General features: G+C 38.2%; 17 protein-coding genes and 1 other RNA gene. 11 read left to right on the top strand and 7 right to left on the bottom strand.

Going from position 1 to position 18,252, the window contains the following annotated elements:
- Positions 1-12: 12 nt before the first annotated feature.
- Positions 13-297, top strand: a complete 285-nt coding sequence (locus FCR2A7T_RS08985) for a GNAT family N-acetyltransferase (RefSeq protein ID WP_023570965.1) — start codon at positions 13-15, stop codon at positions 295-297.
- A 71-nt stretch (positions 298-368) separates the two neighbouring features.
- The gene (locus FCR2A7T_RS08980) at positions 369-710 is read left to right on the top strand and encodes a hypothetical protein (protein WP_023570964.1); all 342 of its coding nucleotides are present in this window, start codon (positions 369-371) and stop codon (positions 708-710) included.
- A gap of 169 nt (positions 711-879) precedes the next feature.
- Here the strand turns inward: FCR2A7T_RS08980 and mtaB are convergent, their stop codons facing one another.
- Positions 880-2,208 carry a tRNA (N(6)-L-threonylcarbamoyladenosine(37)-C(2))-methylthiotransferase MtaB gene (gene mtaB / locus FCR2A7T_RS08975; protein WP_023570963.1) on the bottom strand — a complete coding sequence of 443 codons (1,329 nt, stop codon included), beginning with the start codon at positions 2,206-2,208 and terminating at the stop codon, positions 880-882.
- A gap of 288 nt (positions 2,209-2,496) precedes the next feature.
- On the opposite strand from mtaB, the gene FCR2A7T_RS08970 reads away from it, so the two are divergent.
- On the top strand, positions 2,497-2,922 hold the full coding sequence (locus tag FCR2A7T_RS08970; RefSeq protein WP_023570962.1) for a PepSY-like domain-containing protein: 426 nt from the start codon (positions 2,497-2,499) through the stop codon (positions 2,920-2,922).
- A 45-nt stretch (positions 2,923-2,967) separates the two neighbouring features.
- Here the strand turns inward: FCR2A7T_RS08970 and aspA are convergent, their stop codons facing one another.
- The 3 genes from aspA to FCR2A7T_RS08955 form a co-directional block, all read right to left on the bottom strand.
- A complete protein-coding gene (gene aspA / locus FCR2A7T_RS08965) occupies positions 2,968-4,362 on the bottom strand; it encodes an aspartate ammonia-lyase (RefSeq protein WP_023570961.1) in 1,395 nt (464 codons plus the stop codon).
- A gap of 85 nt (positions 4,363-4,447) precedes the next feature.
- Entirely contained in the window at positions 4,448-5,623 is a 1,176-nt protein-coding gene (locus tag FCR2A7T_RS08960; RefSeq protein ID WP_023570960.1) for a GlmU family protein, read from the bottom strand.
- A gap of 390 nt (positions 5,624-6,013) precedes the next feature.
- A complete protein-coding gene (locus FCR2A7T_RS08955) occupies positions 6,014-6,265 on the bottom strand; it encodes a type B 50S ribosomal protein L31 (protein WP_023570958.1) in 252 nt (83 codons plus the stop codon).
- 230 nt (positions 6,266-6,495) lie between these two features.
- Between FCR2A7T_RS08955 and FCR2A7T_RS08950 the strand changes: the two genes are divergently transcribed.
- From FCR2A7T_RS08950 to FCR2A7T_RS08930, 5 genes are read left to right on the top strand one after another with little or no spacing between them, the layout of a single operon-like run.
- On the top strand, positions 6,496-7,026 hold the full coding sequence (locus FCR2A7T_RS08950) for a DUF4199 domain-containing protein (RefSeq protein WP_023570957.1): 531 nt from the start codon (positions 6,496-6,498) through the stop codon (positions 7,024-7,026).
- A 6-nt stretch (positions 7,027-7,032) separates the two neighbouring features.
- A complete protein-coding gene (locus FCR2A7T_RS08945; protein WP_023570956.1) occupies positions 7,033-7,989 on the top strand; it encodes a glycosyltransferase family 2 protein in 957 nt (318 codons plus the stop codon).
- 13 nt (positions 7,990-8,002) lie between these two features.
- A complete protein-coding gene (locus FCR2A7T_RS08940; protein WP_023570955.1) occupies positions 8,003-9,730 on the top strand; it encodes a phospho-sugar mutase in 1,728 nt (575 codons plus the stop codon).
- Positions 9,731-11,560, top strand: coding sequence for an ABC transporter ATP-binding protein (locus FCR2A7T_RS08935; protein ID WP_023570954.1), 1,830 nt, complete (start codon positions 9,731-9,733; stop codon positions 11,558-11,560).
- 29 nt (positions 11,561-11,589) lie between these two features.
- Positions 11,590-12,291 carry a DUF2971 domain-containing protein gene (locus FCR2A7T_RS08930; RefSeq protein WP_023570953.1) on the top strand — a complete coding sequence of 234 codons (702 nt, stop codon included), beginning with the start codon at positions 11,590-11,592 and terminating at the stop codon, positions 12,289-12,291.
- A 35-nt stretch (positions 12,292-12,326) separates the two neighbouring features.
- Here the strand turns inward: FCR2A7T_RS08930 and FCR2A7T_RS08925 are convergent, their stop codons facing one another.
- Genes FCR2A7T_RS08925 through FCR2A7T_RS08915 form a run of 3 tightly spaced genes read right to left on the bottom strand, consistent with a single transcriptional unit; the run spans position 12,327 to position 17,274 of the window.
- On the bottom strand, positions 12,327-13,055 hold the full coding sequence (locus FCR2A7T_RS08925) for a hypothetical protein (RefSeq protein ID WP_023570952.1): 729 nt from the start codon (positions 13,053-13,055) through the stop codon (positions 12,327-12,329).
- Between the two features lie 45 nt (positions 13,056-13,100).
- Positions 13,101-15,569, bottom strand: coding sequence for a TonB-dependent receptor (locus FCR2A7T_RS08920; protein ID WP_051369543.1), 2,469 nt, complete (start codon positions 15,567-15,569; stop codon positions 13,101-13,103).
- On the bottom strand, positions 15,553-17,274 hold the full coding sequence (locus FCR2A7T_RS08915) for a M23 family metallopeptidase (RefSeq protein ID WP_035117995.1): 1,722 nt from the start codon (positions 17,272-17,274) through the stop codon (positions 15,553-15,555). The genes FCR2A7T_RS08920 and FCR2A7T_RS08915 overlap by 17 nt, the downstream gene beginning before the upstream one ends.
- Before the next feature lie 201 nt (positions 17,275-17,475).
- Here FCR2A7T_RS08915 and FCR2A7T_RS08910 point away from each other — a divergent pair, with 201 nt between their 5' ends.
- The 3 genes from FCR2A7T_RS08910 (at position 17,476) to ssrS (ending at position 18,225) form a co-directional block, all read left to right on the top strand.
- Positions 17,476-17,766, top strand: coding sequence for a hypothetical protein (locus FCR2A7T_RS08910; RefSeq protein ID WP_023570950.1), 291 nt, complete (start codon positions 17,476-17,478; stop codon positions 17,764-17,766).
- A 6-nt stretch (positions 17,767-17,772) separates the two neighbouring features.
- Positions 17,773-18,066: a cell division protein ZapA gene (locus FCR2A7T_RS08905; RefSeq protein WP_023570949.1), complete on the top strand. Its 294-nt coding sequence runs from the start codon at positions 17,773-17,775 to the stop codon at positions 18,064-18,066.
- Positions 18,067-18,119: 53 nt separating this feature from the next.
- Positions 18,120-18,225: non-coding RNA, 6S RNA (ssrS, locus tag FCR2A7T_RS15005), on the top strand.
- Positions 18,226-18,252 lie beyond the last annotated feature (27 nt).

The following is an 18,252-nucleotide window of genomic DNA, read 5'->3' as shown; positions in this document are numbered from 1 at the left end:
AAAACTCCTCTAATGATTATCAAAAACAATGAATTTTCAAGACAGTTTGAAACAACTGTTGACGGTCAGTTACTCACGGTTGAATATTCATTTCAGGAAAAAAAGATTTTCCTTTCCAAAGTGAATATCCCGGAGCAGTTTGAAGGTTCGGAAACCATGTCTGATTTTTTAAAACAGATTTTATTGGTTGCAGAAGAAAAAAAATGGAAAGTAGTTCCGATTCATCCGAAAGTAGCTGCTTTTTTCAGAAAAAATCCGGTGTACAGAGAATTGCTTCCACCGGGAATTAAAATCTAAACAAAACCAAAAGTCGTTTCAAAAAAGAAGCGGCTTTTTTTATTTCTGAAAAAATACTGTACATTTAGTGCATGACATCAGAGGAATTCTACACCGATATTATTCATTTTTTTGAAAACATCGAAAAATATTACGGCAGCAAAACGGAAATCACGGAAGGTATTTGCACTTCTGCCGGTGATTTCTCGGCCGATTTCAGCACCTGGAATCTTTTTGAATTCGATTTAATCCGATCGGCTTACCGCAAAACCGGCGACCGCTTTATGATGGAAGGCAAAAAAAATTATTATGAAATTGCGGCCGGATCGATTGTTTCATTTTCACAACCGGGAAGAAATAAATTTGAATTTATAGAACAATTGGGTGAAAACGTATACCGCATAACCAAATTGCGATTCCACTATAAATATTAAAATAGCGGTTAAATAAAAGTAGTTTTTACGATATTTATTACAGTTAAAATTAAACTTTAAAAGAGGATTTGTCATTCCGACAAAGGAGGAATCGCACAATTAAGAATAAAATAATGAGATTCCTCCTTCGTCGGAATGACAAAAACAACATTTTTGCAATTCGTAATTTCTAATTCGTAATTTTTAAAAACTCCATTCTCACACTGCCGTCTTCATCAATTCGGGTCAAGTTAATCTCATGCAAAGTATTCACCAATTCCGGATTCCACGGCGTTTTTACTTTTACGTAATTTTCGGTAAATCCGTGAATGTAGCCTTCTTTATTTTCACCTTCAAACAAAACCGTTCTGTTGGTTCCAAGCTGACTTTCATAAAAAGCTCGTCGTTTTTTCACGGATAAACCACGTAGCATCTTACTTCTTTTTGCACGAACATTACCCGGAACAATTCCGTCCATTTCAGCCGCTTCGGTATTATCACGTTCCGAATAGGTAAAAACGTGCAGATAGGAAATATCCAGTTCATTTAAGAAATGATAGGTTTCCAAGAAATGCTCGTCGGTTTCACCCGGAAATCCTACAATGACATCCACACCAATACAGGCATGCGGCATTACTTCTCGGATTTTCGCCACACGTTCCGTATACACTTCGCGCAGGTAACGACGTTTCATTTTCTTTAAAATATCGTTACTTCCTGATTGCAGCGGAATGTGGAAATGAGGCACAAAAGTTCGGCTTTGCGCTACAAATTCAATAGTTTCATTTTTCAACAGATTCGGCTCAATCGACGAAATTCGCAAACGCTCAATCCCTTCTACTTGATCCAGATTCTGCACCAATTCGAAAAAGGTATGCTCGTGTTTTTTGTTTCCGAATTCTCCTTTACCGTAATCCCCGATGTTTACACCGGTTAACACAATTTCCTTGATTCCCTGTTCGGAAATTTCTTTGGCATTTTTCAGAACGTTTTCCATCGTATCACTACGTGAAATTCCGCGTGCCAATGGAATCGTACAATACGTACATTTATAATCGCAGCCATCCTGCACTTTTAAAAACGCGCGGGTTCTGTCGCCAATGGAATAACTTCCCACATAAAAATCGGCTTCTTCGATTTCGCAGGAATGTACTTCTCCCAAATCGTTTTTGGAAAGATCATTAATATAATCGGTAATCTTAAATTTTTCGGTGGCACCCAAGACCAAATCCACGCCATCAACATCAGCCAGTTCTTCGGGTTTTAACTGGGCATAGCACCCTACTGCCGCAATGAAAGCCTTATCATTCAGCTTCATGGCTTTTTTTACAATCTGTTTGAATTGTTTATCGGCATTTTCGGTAACCGAGCAGGTGTTGATTACGTACATATCCGCAACCTCTTCAAAATCCACGCGTTCAAAACCTTCGTCCTGAAAATTACGTGCAATGGTTGATGTTTCTGAAAAGTTCAGTTTGCAACCCAGCGTGTAGAACGCTACTTTTTTTCTGTTTTCCATAAGATAGCTCAATTAATGAAATCGTTGTCAAAAAATTGAGTCGGCAAATTTACACACAAATATCGGTTTCACATGTGTAAAATTTATTTTTTAACGGTTCTAAACGGTATCGTTTTTTAATTCATCGGTATTTGTTTATGCAAAACTCTTAGGTAATGGCGATTTCATAAAATCTGTAATCAGCCTCATCTCAAAAAACCACAACTGTTTGAAAATTAATCGATTGAATTCCGAATCGTTTTTCGTAAATTTAAGTTGGAAAATTATTCATACTTAAAACCATATGTCATGAATACGAAAATCATCTTCACACTCTTGCTCCTACTCACTTTTACAATAACCAACGCACAACGCAAGAAAATAAGTCTTTCAGAACTTCCTGAAAATTCTAAGGCGTTTTTGGCGGAACATTTTCCAAACACAACCGTAAAGCATGTTAGCAGAGATCCGGAATATGGCGAAAAAGGCTATGAAGTGTGGCTGCATGACGGAACCGAAGTAGAATTTTGGAAGAATGGCGAATGGCGGGAAGTTGACGGACACAAAAAACCGATTCCGACAGCGTATATTGACCCGAAAATTCTCGACTATATCAAAACGAACTACCCCAATGAAAAAATCACCCATGTGGATTTGGGGCACAAATACATCGATGTAGATTTAACCAACAAAATTGATCTCGATTTTTACCAGAATGGCAACATCAGGAAATGAGAAAACATAAAACTTAAAAAGCCACTATTATCCAGTGGCTTTTTATTAACTCTTTTTGGGAGCCAGCATGTTTTCCGGATTGAGAATATCATCGATTTGTTCCTTTGACAAAATATTATGTTCCAAAACCAGATTGTATACACTTTTACCGGTTTCCAATGCCTCTTTTGCAATTTTTGTACTGTTTTTATAGCCTATGTACGGATTCAGAGCCGTTACAATTCCGATACTGTGCAATACCATTTCACGGCAATGTTCTTCGTTAGCCGTAATACCATCGATACATTTTTCGCGCAAGGTATCCATTCCGTTAGACAATAGCTGCATGGACTCCATAATCGCATAGGTCAATACCGGCTCCATAACGTTCAATTGCAATTGTCCGGCTTCGGCGGCCATAGTTACTGTCAGATCATTTCCGATAACACGATAACACACCTGATTCATCACTTCAGGAATCACCGGATTCACTTTCCCGGGCATAATAGACGAACCCGGCTGCATGGGCGGCAAATTGATTTCATTCAGACCACAACGCGGACCCGAAGAAAGCAAACGCAAATCGTTACAGATTTTCGAGATTTTAATCGCCATACGTTTTAAAGCAGACGAATAAATCACGTAAGCCCCTGTATCCGGTGTAGCTTCAATTAGATTGGGCGCGGAAACAATCGCCAAACCGGTAACTTTCGCTAAATTTTCAGCACACAATTCGGCATAACCGGGAGCAGCGTTAATTCCTGTTCCGATAGCAGTGGCGCCCATATTGGTTTCCAGCATTAAATTGCAGTTTTGAGTCAGGCGGTCCACTTCCTCTTCTAAAGTCACCGCAAACGCTTCAAATTCCTGACCTAATGTCATCGGAACCGCATCCTGCAATTGGGTTCTCCCCATTTTCAGAATATGCTTAAACTCCTCTCCTTTTTTTCGGAACGCAGCAATTAAAGCTTTAAGATGTTCAATAAGCTGAATGTTTGAATGCACCGCAGCAATTCGAATGGAAGTCGGATAAGCATCATTAGTCGATTGCGACAAGTTCACATGATCGTTGGGGGAACAATATTGGTATTCTCCTTTTTGATGTCCCATTAATTCCAACGCACGGTTGGCCAAAACTTCATTGATATTCATATTCGTGGACGTTCCTGCGCCACCCTGAATCATATCAATAGGGAATTCCATATCGAATTTTCCGGAGATGACTTCTTTAGCGGCTTCCACAATGACATTTTTGAGTTTTTCATCCAAAAGTCTTAATTGGAAATTGGTTTCGGCTGCTGCCCATTTCACATAGGCCAATCCTTTAATAAATTCGGGAAACTGATACAATTTTACACCGGATATGTGAAAATTATCAATGGCTCTTTGCGTCTGAATTCCGTAATACGCATTGGCCGGCACCTGCATATCGCCTAATAAATCATTCTCTGTTCTGTACATAACGTTCTGATTTTGAAGAATAAATTTACAAAAAAACCACGACTGTTTTCGCAATCGTGGTTGTCTAATTTCTTTGAAATGTAAACTATTCTTTTCGCCATTTTTTCGTTTCCTCGAAAACGTGTTCTAAAATAGCCGCATCCTGTTCGGTAAATTCCACATGACGACGCGACATTACAATTTTAGCCGTCTCGAAAGCTTTTTTGGTGATGTAGGTTGTAAAACCTGACGCACCGCCCCAAGAGAAACTTGGCACAAAATTACGAGGGAAGCCGCTTCCGAAAATATTAGCAGAAACCCCAACAACGGTTCCGGTATTGAACATTGTGTTGATACCACACTTGCTGTGGTCGCCCATCATAAGTCCGCAAAACTGCAAGCCGGTTTTGGCAAAACCTTCCGTTTCGTAGCTCCAGAGTTTCACCTCTTCATAATTGTTTTTCAGATTGGAATTGTTGCTGTCGGCTCCAATGTTACACCATTCGCCTAAAACTGAATTTCCTAAAAATCCGTCGTGGCCTTTATTGGAATACCCAAACAACACTGAATTATTCACTTCGCCACCAATTCTGCAGTGAGGACCAACTGTGGTTGCACCGTATACTTTTGTTGCCAGTTTTACCTGCGCTTCTTCACACAAGGCAAACGGTCCGCGAATAACGGAACCCTCCATGATTTCAGCATTTTTTCCGATGTAAATTGGTCCGGTGGATGCGTTTAAGGTTACGAATTCCAATTTCGCCCCTTCTTCGATAAATATATTTTCGGGAGCAATTACGTTGATACTTTTAGGAATCGGTTGCGAAAAACGACCTTCAGTGATTAACTCGAAATCTTCACGCAACGCAGCATCGTTTTTCTGAAAAATGTCCCAGGTATGCTCAATTCGGATACAGTCTTCGTTATACTCGATAATTTCATAGGTATCAAAATCAACTTCTTCCTGATTTTCTTTGCTGTAAAACGCAATGACTTCATCCTTATAAAAAATCGCCTGATTGGCTTCCAAAGAACGCACCATTTCCGAAAGAATTTCGTTGGGCAAAAACGAAGCGTTAATCATTACGTTTTCTTCCATTTCCACCATCGGAAATTTTTCTATCAGGTATTCTTCTGTTAAGGTGGTCGTAGTATAGCCTAAGTATTTCTCCCATTTTTCACGAATGGTTAAAATTCCGACGCGAATATCGGCTACCGGTCGTGTAAACGTAAACGGAAGTAAGGCATTGCGAACGGTTCCGTCAAAAAGTATGTAGTTCATTTTTAAAAGTTGCTGAGTTACTGAGTTGCTAAGTTACAAAGTTTTCTTTTGAGAGTTCAAAAAGCAGTGATTATCTGTAGCACTTTCTATGAAAAAAAAACACAGACACTACAAAGAAAATAATTGTAATTACAAAACTGGAAAGCATTTGAGAAGTCGGCATAACATAAACCACTTCTCCATAACCATTTATGCGAGTGTTTGGAAAAATATAAACAAACAGTCTTATTAAAAACATGAATAAGAAATATGAAATAATGAATATAAAAACAATCCCAAAAATAAATTTGAAAATTTTCATAAGTCTACATAATTACAAACAATCCCGTAAATATAAAATAAAAAAAGCCTCTCAAAACTGAGAGGCTTCCATATATCATAAAACAGCGATTATTTGCTGAATTTAGCGTATTTGTTTTTGAATTTATCAATACGACCAGCTGTATCGATAAGTTTAGATTTACCTGTATAGAAAGGGTGAGACGTTCTGGAAATCTCCATTTTATATACTGGGTATTCAACACCATCAACAGTGATTGTATCTTTAGTTTCAACAGTAGATTTTGTAATGAACACGTCTTCGTTTGACATATCTTTAAATGCTACTAATCTGTAATTTTCCGGGTGAATTCCTTTTTTCATGGTAAATCTTGTTTTATTAATTTGGTTACAAACTGTTCTGATGCTTTTAAAACGGTAAAAGGTATAAACGCCTGTAACTTTTTGTTTATAATCTTTTTAATTCAGGGTGCAAATGTACAACTAATTTTTAAAAATCAAATACTTGTGTAACTTTTTTTCAGTCCGTACAACTAACCAAAGATACAGCAGAATTCTTATATTTGTAAATTAATTAAACCAAAAACAAAACTATGAACGAAGTAATTAAAAAAAACGGCATTAATTATGGGATAATCCTTGGCGTTATTTCAATCCTTATTACAGCTTCAATTTACGCAATTGACCTGAAATTATTCACCAATATGTGGATAGGAATTTCCAGTCTCGTTATCTTTTTAATAGTTGGAATAGTTTTAGTTTCGAAAACAAAAAAACAACTTAACGGGTTTATCACTTTTAAAGAAGCGTTCACGGTTTATTTCATCGCAGGAGCCATTGGTGCTACCATGTCTGTTTTGTTCAACATTTTACTTTTCAATGTAATTGATCCCGAAGCAAAAGGAGTCGTAAATGAACACGCTATCGAATATGCAGTACAGATGATGAAAAAATTTAACACCCCTACTGAAGCCATAACAAAAGCGGTGGAAGATATGCAGAAAAACGATAATTATTCTGTAATGAACTTATTAAAAGGACTTGTATTCAGCTTTGTGTTTTCAGCAATTTTCGGTGCACTCTTAGCCCTAATTTTCAGAAACAAAACCTCGAATTTAGAATAATCATAGATGAATTTATCCATCATAATTCCTTTACTGAACGAACAGGAATCCCTACCCGAATTGCATTCGTGGATTGCAAAGGTCATGAACGAAAATAATTTCTCATACGAAGTTATTTTCATAGATGACGGCAGTACCGACGATTCCTGGCAAACCATCGAACAGCTTTCTGCCAAAGACAGCAACGTAAAGGGAATTCGTTTTTTACGCAACTACGGAAAATCGCAGGCTTTACACGCCGGTTTTGCCAAAGCTCAAGGTGATGTTATCATTACCATGGATGCTGATTTGCAGGACAGCCCCGACGAAATTCCGGAACTTTTCAACATGATTACCAAAGGAAATTACGATTTGGTTTCGGGTTGGAAAAAGAAACGCTATGATTCGGTTATCGGGAAAAATATGCCTTCGAAATTGTTCAATTGGGCGGCACGAAAAACATCGGGCGTACAACTGAACGATTTTAACTGCGGACTGAAAGCCTACAAAAACATCGTCGTGAAAAACGTAGAAGTTTCCGGCGAAATGCACCGTTACATTCCGGTTCTGGCAAAAAATGCCGGATTCGCAAAAATCGGTGAAAAAGTGGTAATCCATCAGGCCCGAAAATACGGTTCGTCGAAATTTGGCATGAGTCGTTTTATAAACGGTTTTCTGGATCTGATTACGATTTGGTTCATCTCCAAATTCGGAAAACGCCCGATGCATCTTTTTGGGGCTTTGGGCGTGGTGATGTTTCTTATCGGACTATTGTCTGCAGGATACATCGGCATCATGAAATTACACAAAATTTACAGCCATGAAGCGGCTATTTTGGTAACCAACAACCCTTGGTTTTATATTGCTCTGACTACTATGATTATAGGCACACAACTCTTTCTTGCCGGTTTTTTGGGTGAAATCATCCTAAGAACCAAAAACAACGAAGAACGATATAAAATTTCAAAAGAGTTAAATCTGTAAATCAGAATTGAAAATGCACATTGAAAAAGCAATTTTAGACAAAGTAAACGTTTGGCTTACCCCAACCTTTGACAACGAAACACACGAAGCTATTCGTGAAATGATGACAACTGCCCCAAAAGAACTCGAAGACAGTTTTTACAAGAATCTGGAATTCGGAACCGGCGGCATGCGTGGCATTATGGGCGTGGGAACCAACCGCATCAACAAATATACCTTGGGCAAAAACACTCAGGGTTTGTCCGATTATTTAAAAAAATCATTCCCGGGCGAACAACTTAAAGTAGCAATTGCCTACGATTGTCGTCATAACAGTAACACGCTTGCCAAAGTGGTAGCCGATGTTTTTTCGGCCAACGGAATCAAGGTTTTTCTTTTTTCCGATATGCGCCCAACACCGGAATTGTCTTTCGCCGTGAAATATTTAGGGTGTCATTCCGGAATCGTTTTAACCGCATCTCACAATCCGCCGGAATACAACGGTTATAAAGTGTACTGGCAAGACGGTGGTCAATTGGTACCGCCTCAGGACAATGAAATCATTCAGATGATTGAAGCCTTGGATTACAGCGAAATCAAATTCGAAGCCAACAACGATTTAATTGAATATATTGACGTACAATTAGACGAAGCATTCATCAATTCAGCCATTGAAAATGCAACGTTTAACACTTCAGCATCAGCCAAAGAAAACCTAAAAATCGTTTTCACTTCGCTACACGGAACTTCCATTAAATTGGTTCCCGATGTTTTGGCGAAAGCTGGTTATTCCGATGTGGAAATCGTAAAAGAACAAGCCGAACCTAACGGAAATTTCCCAACCGTAAAATCACCAAACCCGGAAGAACCGGAAGCCTTGACCATGGCATTGGATTTGGCAGAAAAAACAAATGCTGATATCGTTATCGGAACCGATCCGGATTCTGACCGATTAGGCGTTGCCGTTCGCGATACGGAAGGCAAAATGATTTTACTGAACGGAAATCAATCCATGGTTGTCATGACCCATTTCTTGCTCCAACAATGGAAAAAACAAGGAAAACTGACCGGAACTGAATTTATCGGCTCCACCATTGTTTCCACTCCGATGATGCTGGAACTCGCTTCCGGCTATGATGTGGAATGCAAAGTGGGATTGACCGGTTTCAAATGGATTGCAAAATTCATCAAAGATTTCCCGAATCAGAAATTCATTGGCGGTGGTGAAGAAAGTTTCGGATTCATGGTAGGCGATGCTGTTCGCGATAAAGACGCGGTAGCTTCCACCCTATTGGTTTGCGAAATGGCCGCTCAGGCAAAAGAAAAAGGAAGTTCGTTGTACCAAGAATTGCTTCAGATGTATGTGAATTTCGGTTTCTATAAAGAACACCTGATTTCGATTACCAAAAAAGGAATTGAAGGCGCCAACGAAATCAAACAGATGATGGTTGACTTGCGCGAAAACCCAATGAAAGAAATCAACGGACAACGTGTGGTGTGCATCGAAGATTATCAGAGTTCGAAAGGACGTGACCTGATCAACAATGAAGAATTCGGCATCACAATTCCGAAATCAAACGTATTGATTTATTATTTGGAAGACGGAAGTAAAATCTGTGCCCGCCCAAGCGGTACGGAACCTAAAATCAAATTCTATTTCAGTGTAAACTGTGCGATAGAAAGCATTAACGATGTTTCGGAAGCGGAAAATTATTTGGATAACAAAATTAAAAATATAATTGCTGAGATGCGATTGAACTAAATGAACAGTACCTTTTTTAAAATATTACGTTACGCTTTACCGTATAAAAAGTACGCCTTTCTGAATATTTTCTTCAATGTTCTTTATGCGCTTTTCAGTACGCTGTCGTTCGTAATGCTGATTCCGATGTTGAACGTAATGTTTGACAAAACAAAAAGAGTTTCCATTGAGCCCGTATACACAGGAATCACATCCTTACCGGCATATTCCAAAGAATACCTTGATTATCTGGTAACGACAACCAGCGACACCAAGGGACCGGAATATTCACTGTTGCTAATGGTTGTATTAGTTATCTCAATGTTTTTACTGAAAAACATTTTTAACTATTTGGCCATGTACAATGTTACATTTCTGAGAAACGGAACCTTGAAAGACTTGCGTATTGCATTGTACGAAAAAGTAATTCATTTGCCGCTTTCTTTTTATTCTGAAAAAAGAAGAGGAGACGTAATGATCCGACTGACAAATGATGTTGGAGAAGTCCAATTTTCGTTTTTATCCATATTGGAAATCATTATCAAGGAGCCACTTACCATTGCTTTCACGATTATTTCAATGTTTTACATCAGTACAAAATTGACATTGTTTGTTTTTATTTTCATTCCGCTTTCCGGTTTACTGATTTCATTAATCGGAAAAAGTTTAAAGCGAAAATCAAGCAGGGTTCAAAAAGAAGCCGGGATCTTTCTTTCCATATTGGATGAGACGCTAGCCGGCCTTAAAATCGTAAAAAGTTACAATGCAGAAAAAAGTTTTCAGGGGAAATTCAACACTTCAGCGCAAAATCTGTATCGCTTTTCGAATAGTTTACTCAACCGAAATAACCTTTCAACGCCTATCAGTGAGTTTTTAGGGATTGTTGTTATTGCAATTCTTTTATGGTTTGGCGGTAATATGGTACTTATTGAAAAAACATTGGAAGGTACAGAATTTATTGCCTATATGGGACTGGCCTATGGAATATTAACCCCGGCAAAAGCCATTTCAAAAGCTTCCTACACACTTAAAGGTGCTATGGCTGCAGCAGACAGGGTTTTAGAAATTTTGGAGCAGGAAAACACCATTACCAACAAACCCGATGCAATTGTAAAAACGGAATTTGAAGACAAAATCTCGATTGAAAACATCAATTTCCGTTATGAAAATGAAAACGTTCTGAAAAACTTCTCTTTAGAGGTTCCTAAAGGAAAAACCGTTGCTTTGGTAGGACAATCCGGTAGCGGAAAAAGTACCATTTCAAATTTGCTTACGCGTTTTTACGATGTACAGGAAGGCAGTGTAAAAGTAGACGGCATCGACATCAAAGACATGGAAATGCATTCGCTTCGTGCTTTAATGGGATTGGTTACCCAAGATAGCATACTTTTTAACGATAGCATCAAAAACAACATTCTTTTAGGTAAAGAAAATGCCACTGATGAAGAAATTATAAATGCACTTAAAATTGCCAATGCTTATGAATTCGTAAAGGATTTACCGGAAGGCATTGAAACCAATATAGGAGACGCCGGAAACAAATTATCCGGAGGACAAAAACAGCGTTTGTCGATTGCACGCGCAGTTTTAAAAAATCCACCGATTATGATTCTGGACGAAGCCACTTCTGCTTTAGATACCGAAAGCGAAAGATTGGTACAGCAGGCATTGGAAAACATGATGCAAAATAGAACTTCTATTGTGATTGCCCACCGTTTATCAACCATTCAAAAGGCAGACACAATTGTCGTTATGCAAAAAGGAGAAATTGTAGAACAAGGCACACACGATGAATTATTAGCTAAAAACGGAACCTATTCCAAACTGGTAATGATGCAGAGTTTCGAATAATCCCGTTTGCTTTTAAACACTTTTAAAAGATGTATGTAAACAATCCAAATATCAAAATCCCAGAAAATCCGGATACCGTTATTTGGAAATACATGGATTTATCGAAATTCCTGGACATATTAATATCGGGAAAAATGTTCATGTCGCGTTCGGATAAATTTGAAGATCAGTTTGAAGGCACGTTCAGCGAACCCACATTTGAAGAGATTAAGAAAATTTCCGAAAACAATCCGAAGTTCCTGGATTACTACAAATCCCATCGCGAAAATGTGGTAATCAGCAGTTGGCATACTAATCAGTATGAAAGTTTTGCCATGTGGCAGATTTTCACCAAAAACAACGAAGGTTTGGCCATCCAGTCAACCATAGGAAGACTGAAGGAAGCTTTACAGAAAGAGAAACACACCCAGCAATATATAGGCGAAGTGAATTACATCGATTACAAAAAGGAACTGATTCCGTTTGACGATGCTTTCTTTCCCTTTCTGTTCAAACGAAAAAGCTTTCAGTACGAAAACGAGATCCGGGTGATTTCCGATGTGACCTCACAAAACCTAATCATTAACGACGGATTGAAAATCAACGTGGATATCGACAAAATGATTGAAAAGATTTACATCCATCCCAAAAGCGAAAACTGGTATAAAAAACTGGTTATTGAAGTCGTTTCAAAAATAGGTTTTGATTTCAGGATCGAAAAATCTGATTTAGAAAGTGACATTCTTATATAAAAAAACGAACGTCTTAGCGTTCGTCTTTTTTATGATTATTTTTTTATCGGTTCGTATTCTTCACCCGACCAGTCTTTCGAAAGCAGGTTCACAAAATGATAATGCACCTTATCGTTTTTATCAAAAGCACCATTTTTATTGATGTCTTCAATAGTTCGGAAATACAAACGATTTTGCACTTCCACCACATTCCAATCGAGCAATTCCTGTAAATCATCTGAAAGCTTTGTAAACTTCGTGCCGTTAAAATTACTGATATAAAGGGTCTTGATATCGTTGGCATCCAACTTCCCGTCACGGTTCGTATCCGAATCTACTAAGGAATATACTAAAATCTGTTTTTTGGTTTTATCCGAAATTGTATTCAGGTAAGTAGCTGTTTGAATCTGAACATTTTTATCCGTTAACGGACGCAACGCGGTAGAATCAATATGCTGAAACTTCAGGTTTTCAAAATATCCCGTCACTTCAAAACGGTTGTAATTTGAAATGGCATAACTCATCGAATTGGTTTTGCTCGAACCGTAACTACCTCCGTTTCCATCATAAACACGAACGTCTCCAATGGCATGAATAAGGTATTTTGTCCCTTCCATATGAATCGGTAAATCGGCAATTTTAATTTGCGACGAGTCTTTCTTCACGTTAGTTGCGGAAGTATTTTTTTCCTCTTCGTAAATCACTTTCGGCTTTTCGATTTCCTGTTTGCAGCTTGACAAAAAAGCGAACAATACGAATAGCGTATATTTTGAGAAGTTTTTCATTTCAGAACAATTTGGTCTATCAAATATAAAACAATTAAACAGGAACTACAATCTTACATTCAATTTTACATTAAACGTTCTGGTAGTCATATAATTTGGGATGGCATACTGACTTTTGGTATACACGTCGCGCACCCAAGTATTCGTAATCGCATTCTGATTATTAAACATGTTGAAGATTTCAAGCCCCAGACTCAATTCCTTGAATCGCTTCAACCAACTTTTTGTAGATTGTATCGAAGGATCTTTAAATACATACGAAAATCCAGCATCAGCACGACGGTAATCATTCAGACGCAACTGGTATTGGTAAGGATCGGCATAGGATGGTGAACCTCCCGGTAATCCGGTATTATAAACCAGATTCAGATAAATTTTAACATTGGGAAGTGCAGGCATATAATCCTGAAACAACAAGCCGAATTTCAATCGCTGATCGGTTGGGCGGGCAATATTCCCTCGTCCGTTCTGATTTTCTTCGGTTTTAAGATAGCCGACACTAAACCAGGATTCGGTTCCCGGTACAAATTCCCCATTCAAACGTATGTCGGCTCCATAAACATAAGCCGTCGCATCATTATTGGCACGGTATCGGATGCGCACATTATCAATCGTATAGGTATTGACATCACTCAGGCTCTTATAATAGGCTTCAGAAACCAATTTGAATGGTCGGTTAAAAAGTTTAAAACTGTAATCGTTACTCAATACAAAATGATAGGATTTCTGGGCTTTCACATCCGGATTGACCTTTCCATCCGTATCGCGGAGTTCACGGTAAAAAGGCGGTTGCTGGTACAATCCTCCGGACAAACGGAAAATCATGTCTTTTTCCCAAGACGGCTTTATCACAAATTGTGCTCTCGGACTGAAAACAACCTGACTGCTGCCATTCAAATTATCCCCCTGAACGATCCATTGGTGCGCACGGGCTCCCGCATTGATCCAAAGCTGACTAGAACCTAAATTAGTTCTGTAATTCCATTGCGCATAGCCCGAAAAACGATTTATCTGAACAAAATTAGTGGCCCGAACATATTGATATGGCGCCAAAGGACCGGTATACGGAGTATAAGGTTGCTCCTGAGGAATATCTAAAATGGGTGACGGCAATGAAAAACCGGCAGAATCAATTACTTCCCATTCCACAATACGGTCACGGATGTCTTCACGAGTGTATTTAAAACCCCATTCTACCTGACTTTTCTTCTTTTGAATGTCGTGAAAACCTTTCACTTCAGCATTTACGATTAAGGCATCCAGATTATTACGGGCATGGGTAAGTTGCGAACCTACCCCTCTTGAGTACACCACATCACCAAAAGTATCCGAACCGATATTCGTATCGATTTCACCCAAGCGATATTGCGCCATAATATCAAAATGCTCCTGCTCCTGCGTATGATAAGCTGACCCGATAAATTTCAATTTGAAATTTTCATTGGCCTGATAAGTCGATTTAATTGCTCCGAAAAACGTCAGGTATTCATCTTTTTCCTGACCGTCGTAGGCTACCTGCAACGCTATCGGTTCGTCAATAGTTCCGAAATTGGTCTGACGCGTTAAAGGCTGATAATGATATTTGTTCTGAGAAATATTTCCCAAAAAACTCCACTGCCATTTAGTGGAAGCATCGAAATTAATTTGTGTTTGTATATCGGCAAAAGTAGGCGTATAATTGGTTTGTGTTTCCTGACTCTTAACCAGCAAACTGTTATTACGGTAACGGATTCCGGTAATGTTACTCCATTTCTGATTCTTGGACACCAAATCCACCGTAGCACTTCCGCCCAACAAACTTGCATCGAAAGCGGTTTGAAATTTAGTAGGTCTTCTGTAGGTAATATCCAAAACAGACGATAATTTATCGCCGTATTTTGCCTGAAATCCACCCGCGGAAAAATCAACATTGGAAACCATTTCCGTATTGGTAAAACTCAACCCTTCCTGTTGGCCTGAGCGAATTAAGAATGGTCGATATACTTCAATTTCGTTTACATATACTAAGTTTTCATCATAATTTCCGCCACGGACGGCATATTGGGTACTCAATTCGTTGTTGGAATAAACGCCGGGTAACGTTTTTAAAATATTTTCCACTCCGGCATTGGCTCCTGGAATAAGTCGGATTAGCTGTGGTTCTATGGTTGTAACTCCTTCAATTCGTTTTCTTCCTCCGGCGGAAATAATCACTTCTCCTAATTGTTCTGCTTTTTGACTCAGCACTACATTCAGTTCGTAATCCTCATTGATTTTCAACTCAAGGGTTACCGAAGATTTTTTATAGGAAACATGCGATATTTCAACCGTTACTTTTGTATTTGCGGGAATTTTGATCTGAAAAAAACCGTTTTCATTGGATTTTGCAGTAAGATTACCTGCCTTAATCGTAGCATTTTCAATAGGTTTATTGGATTCGTCCAACAAAATTCCTTTAACTCTTGCTGTTTGTGCAACTACAGAACAACCTGCAATAAAAATATAAAGAATCAGGAGTTTAATTAGTTTTTTCAACTGATGATTGTTTTTTGGTTTTAAAAAAATGAGTTTCAAAGATAGTGGAATTTCCCATTTTATCCGAAACAACCACTTTTAATTCGTTCTTACCTTCTTCATAGACTGCCTCACTGAAAAAATGCGTTAACGATTTCGTCTTATAATCGTAATCGGCCAAAACCCATTTCCCGTTTAGATAGGCATTATATTCTTTGATACCGGACAATTCATCACTGATATGAATGCTTAACGAATCGGCTTGATCAAGATTGGCGCCTTCCGCAAAATTTGGTCGGTAGATTTTTGGTGCAACGGTATCGGTCATCAGCACAAATTTCCCCAAATCTTTGGTTCGGATGGAAAACAGATTTCCTTTCTTATACGTTGTAAAATATTCGGGTTTATTGCCATCCATTCTGGAAATAAACGTTTTGTCCCGATTCAAATTCGGAATACCGGAAACATCGAAAGTCACCGTAAGATTATTGTGTACCGGAACCGTCTGGTCATGAAGAAAAAGCACATTGTCCTTCACTTCGAAATTCATGTAGAAATCTTCATAGAAAGCGTTTTCCGGAATAAAAACCGAAATATTGTCTTTGGTATAATTGTTATCGTTTCGGGATTTTACAAAATAAGGCGTTTTCTTTTCCACTCTTGGAATAGTTGCCGCAGCATCAGAATATTGAACCGGAACGTTAACCGTTCGCTTATTCCCGTGAAAATCGGAAATTTCAATACGATAGTTGTACGTCGTATTCGGTAATACCAAAATTTGTCCGTTTTTTTTGTTACCGCTAACGAGTGAAAACGGGTAATTTCGTTTAAAAAAGAGTTTCTGAACCGACTGTTTTATGGTTTTATACCTGTAATAATCGATAAAATTATTGATGTAGCGGGTCTCATCGAAAGCAAATTTATCAAACTCATATTTAAAAATTCTGCTGCCGTTTAAAAAGGTTTCCGCCTTATAAATGCCGTTCCAGTTAAAATTATTATCCGAAAGATCGTAAGTATTCACGCCGAATCCGACATTTCCTTTAGCCAACACCTTATTGGCCAAATAACTGCCGTCACTTTGCAGGGAAAGATTTATAGGGATCGTTCTTTGGGAACTGTTTACCACCGAGCTGTCGCCGATAGCATAGGCAACCAAATCATTAATTACCGGAGCTTTAGTATCGGGCATTTTTATATCAAAACCGAACAGCATCGGATTAATGGTTTGTTCCGTTTTAGAATCGCGGATTTCAAAATGAAGATGGGGACCGCCAGAACTTCCTGTATTACCGGAAAAAGCAATCACTTCACCTTTCTTTACCGACAATTCACCGGACAAAGGAAAAATCTCTACTTCATACGACTTTTGCGCATATTGTCTTTTACGGACAAAATCAGCAATGGCACCATTGAATTTTTTCAAATGACCGTAAACGGAGGTGTATCCGTTGGAATGGGTAATGTAGATTGCTTTTCCGTAACCGCCTTCTGAAATTTTGATACGGGAAACATAACCGTCTGCAACAGCAAAAACAGATAATCCTTCTTTTTGCTGGGTTTTAAAATCCAAACCGGAATGAAAGTGATTTCCCCGTAATTCTCCGAAAGAACCAGAGGCGAACAAAGGAATGTTAAGGGGAGACTGAAAATAATCCTTAGGATATTCTTGGCTTTGTACAAAGCTAAAGGCAGACAGAAAAATGAGCAGGAATGGCAATTTCATAAAAATTTATTTTGGCTAATATGATGCTAATATACAAAAAACCTTCAATTCCGTAATCACCTTAGATCATTTTATATAACTGACTATATAACAAATTATTATGAAAAGACTTTAAACATTTTTGAAAATTTAAACAAAAGTATTGTTATATTTCAAATGGAATACTAACTTTGTAAAATCGTGTAATGAAACAGGTCTGTAATGAATGGATTAACTGAAATCATTGATTCTCTTGAAATTAAATTTTCTAAACTCTCCCAAAAACTGGAAAGTTTAGAGAAAACAAACCAGGAGCTGCGCAATGAACTATCAAAGTCTTCCGGCATTATAACCCAACAGTCAGAGGAAATCAACACATTGAAAAATCAATACGAAACCCTCAAAATGGCAAATTCATTACTGGGCAGTGACGAAAACAAACGAGAAACAAAACTCAAAATAAATTCATTAATTCGCGAAATCGATTATTGTATAGCACAACTTTCTGATTAATAAAGAATGAGTGAAAAGCTTAAAATAAAAATATCAATTGCAGACCGGGTATATCCGCTAACCGTGGATTATTCGCAGGAAGAAGGCCTAAGAACCGCTTCAAAAAAAATTGATGCAATGATTAAGCAATTCGAAGAAAACTATGCAGTAAGAGATAAACAGGATGTATTGGCCATGTGCGCCTTACAGTTTGCCTCGCAAGTGGAACAAAAACAGATCGACAAATCAACCGATTTTGAAACTGCTTTTGAGCGCTTAAAAGCAATGGATGAAAAATTGAGTACAATTCTCTCAAAATAAATACGTTCTTTACATAAACTAAGATACTGCCTACATTAGTACCTATTTGATAAACTCAACACTAACAAATTCAAATGAGTGAATCTTCGTTTCTAAAGCAAACTGCCTTGAGCAGGTCCTTGAACAGCGAGTTAACTCAAAACTTGTCCTTACGAGTTTATGCAATACCCCTAATGTAGGCTTTTT

This window comes from Flavobacterium cauense R2A-7 (genome assembly GCF_000498475.1).
GTDB lineage: Bacteria > Bacteroidota > Bacteroidia > Flavobacteriales > Flavobacteriaceae > Flavobacterium > Flavobacterium cauense.
Note: the sequence above shows the minus strand (reverse complement) of the source record. Positions and strands in the feature narration are given on the sequence as shown.

Excerpts from the sequence above, each read along its gene's own strand:
- FCR2A7T_RS08985 (WP_023570965.1), top strand. The coding sequence starts at position 13 with ATGATTATCAAAAACAATGAATTTTCAAGACAGTTTGAAACAACTGTT.
- FCR2A7T_RS08980 (WP_023570964.1), top strand. The coding sequence starts at position 369 with ATGACATCAGAGGAATTCTACACCGATATTATTCATTTTTTTGAAAAC.
- mtaB (WP_023570963.1), bottom strand. The coding sequence starts at position 2,208 with ATGGAAAACAGAAAAAAAGTAGCGTTCTACACGCTGGGTTGCAAACTG.
- FCR2A7T_RS08970 (WP_023570962.1), top strand. The coding sequence starts at position 2,497 with ATGAATACGAAAATCATCTTCACACTCTTGCTCCTACTCACTTTTACA.
- aspA (WP_023570961.1), bottom strand. The coding sequence starts at position 4,362 with ATGTACAGAACAGAGAATGATTTATTAGGCGATATGCAGGTGCCGGCC.
- FCR2A7T_RS08960 (WP_023570960.1), bottom strand. The coding sequence starts at position 5,623 with ATGAACTACATACTTTTTGACGGAACCGTTCGCAATGCCTTACTTCCG.
- FCR2A7T_RS08955 (WP_023570958.1), bottom strand. The coding sequence starts at position 6,265 with ATGAAAAAAGGAATTCACCCGGAAAATTACAGATTAGTAGCATTTAAA.
- FCR2A7T_RS08950 (WP_023570957.1), top strand. The coding sequence starts at position 6,496 with ATGAACGAAGTAATTAAAAAAAACGGCATTAATTATGGGATAATCCTT.
- FCR2A7T_RS08945 (WP_023570956.1), top strand. The coding sequence starts at position 7,033 with ATGAATTTATCCATCATAATTCCTTTACTGAACGAACAGGAATCCCTA.
- FCR2A7T_RS08940 (WP_023570955.1), top strand. The coding sequence starts at position 8,003 with ATGCACATTGAAAAAGCAATTTTAGACAAAGTAAACGTTTGGCTTACC.
- FCR2A7T_RS08935 (WP_023570954.1), top strand. The coding sequence starts at position 9,731 with ATGAACAGTACCTTTTTTAAAATATTACGTTACGCTTTACCGTATAAA.
- FCR2A7T_RS08930 (WP_023570953.1), top strand. The coding sequence starts at position 11,590 with ATGTATGTAAACAATCCAAATATCAAAATCCCAGAAAATCCGGATACC.
- FCR2A7T_RS08925 (WP_023570952.1), bottom strand. The coding sequence starts at position 13,055 with ATGAAAAACTTCTCAAAATATACGCTATTCGTATTGTTCGCTTTTTTG.
- FCR2A7T_RS08915 (WP_035117995.1), bottom strand. The coding sequence starts at position 17,274 with ATGAAATTGCCATTCCTGCTCATTTTTCTGTCTGCCTTTAGCTTTGTA.
- FCR2A7T_RS08910 (WP_023570950.1), top strand. The coding sequence starts at position 17,476 with ATGAATGGATTAACTGAAATCATTGATTCTCTTGAAATTAAATTTTCT.
- FCR2A7T_RS08905 (WP_023570949.1), top strand. The coding sequence starts at position 17,773 with ATGAGTGAAAAGCTTAAAATAAAAATATCAATTGCAGACCGGGTATAT.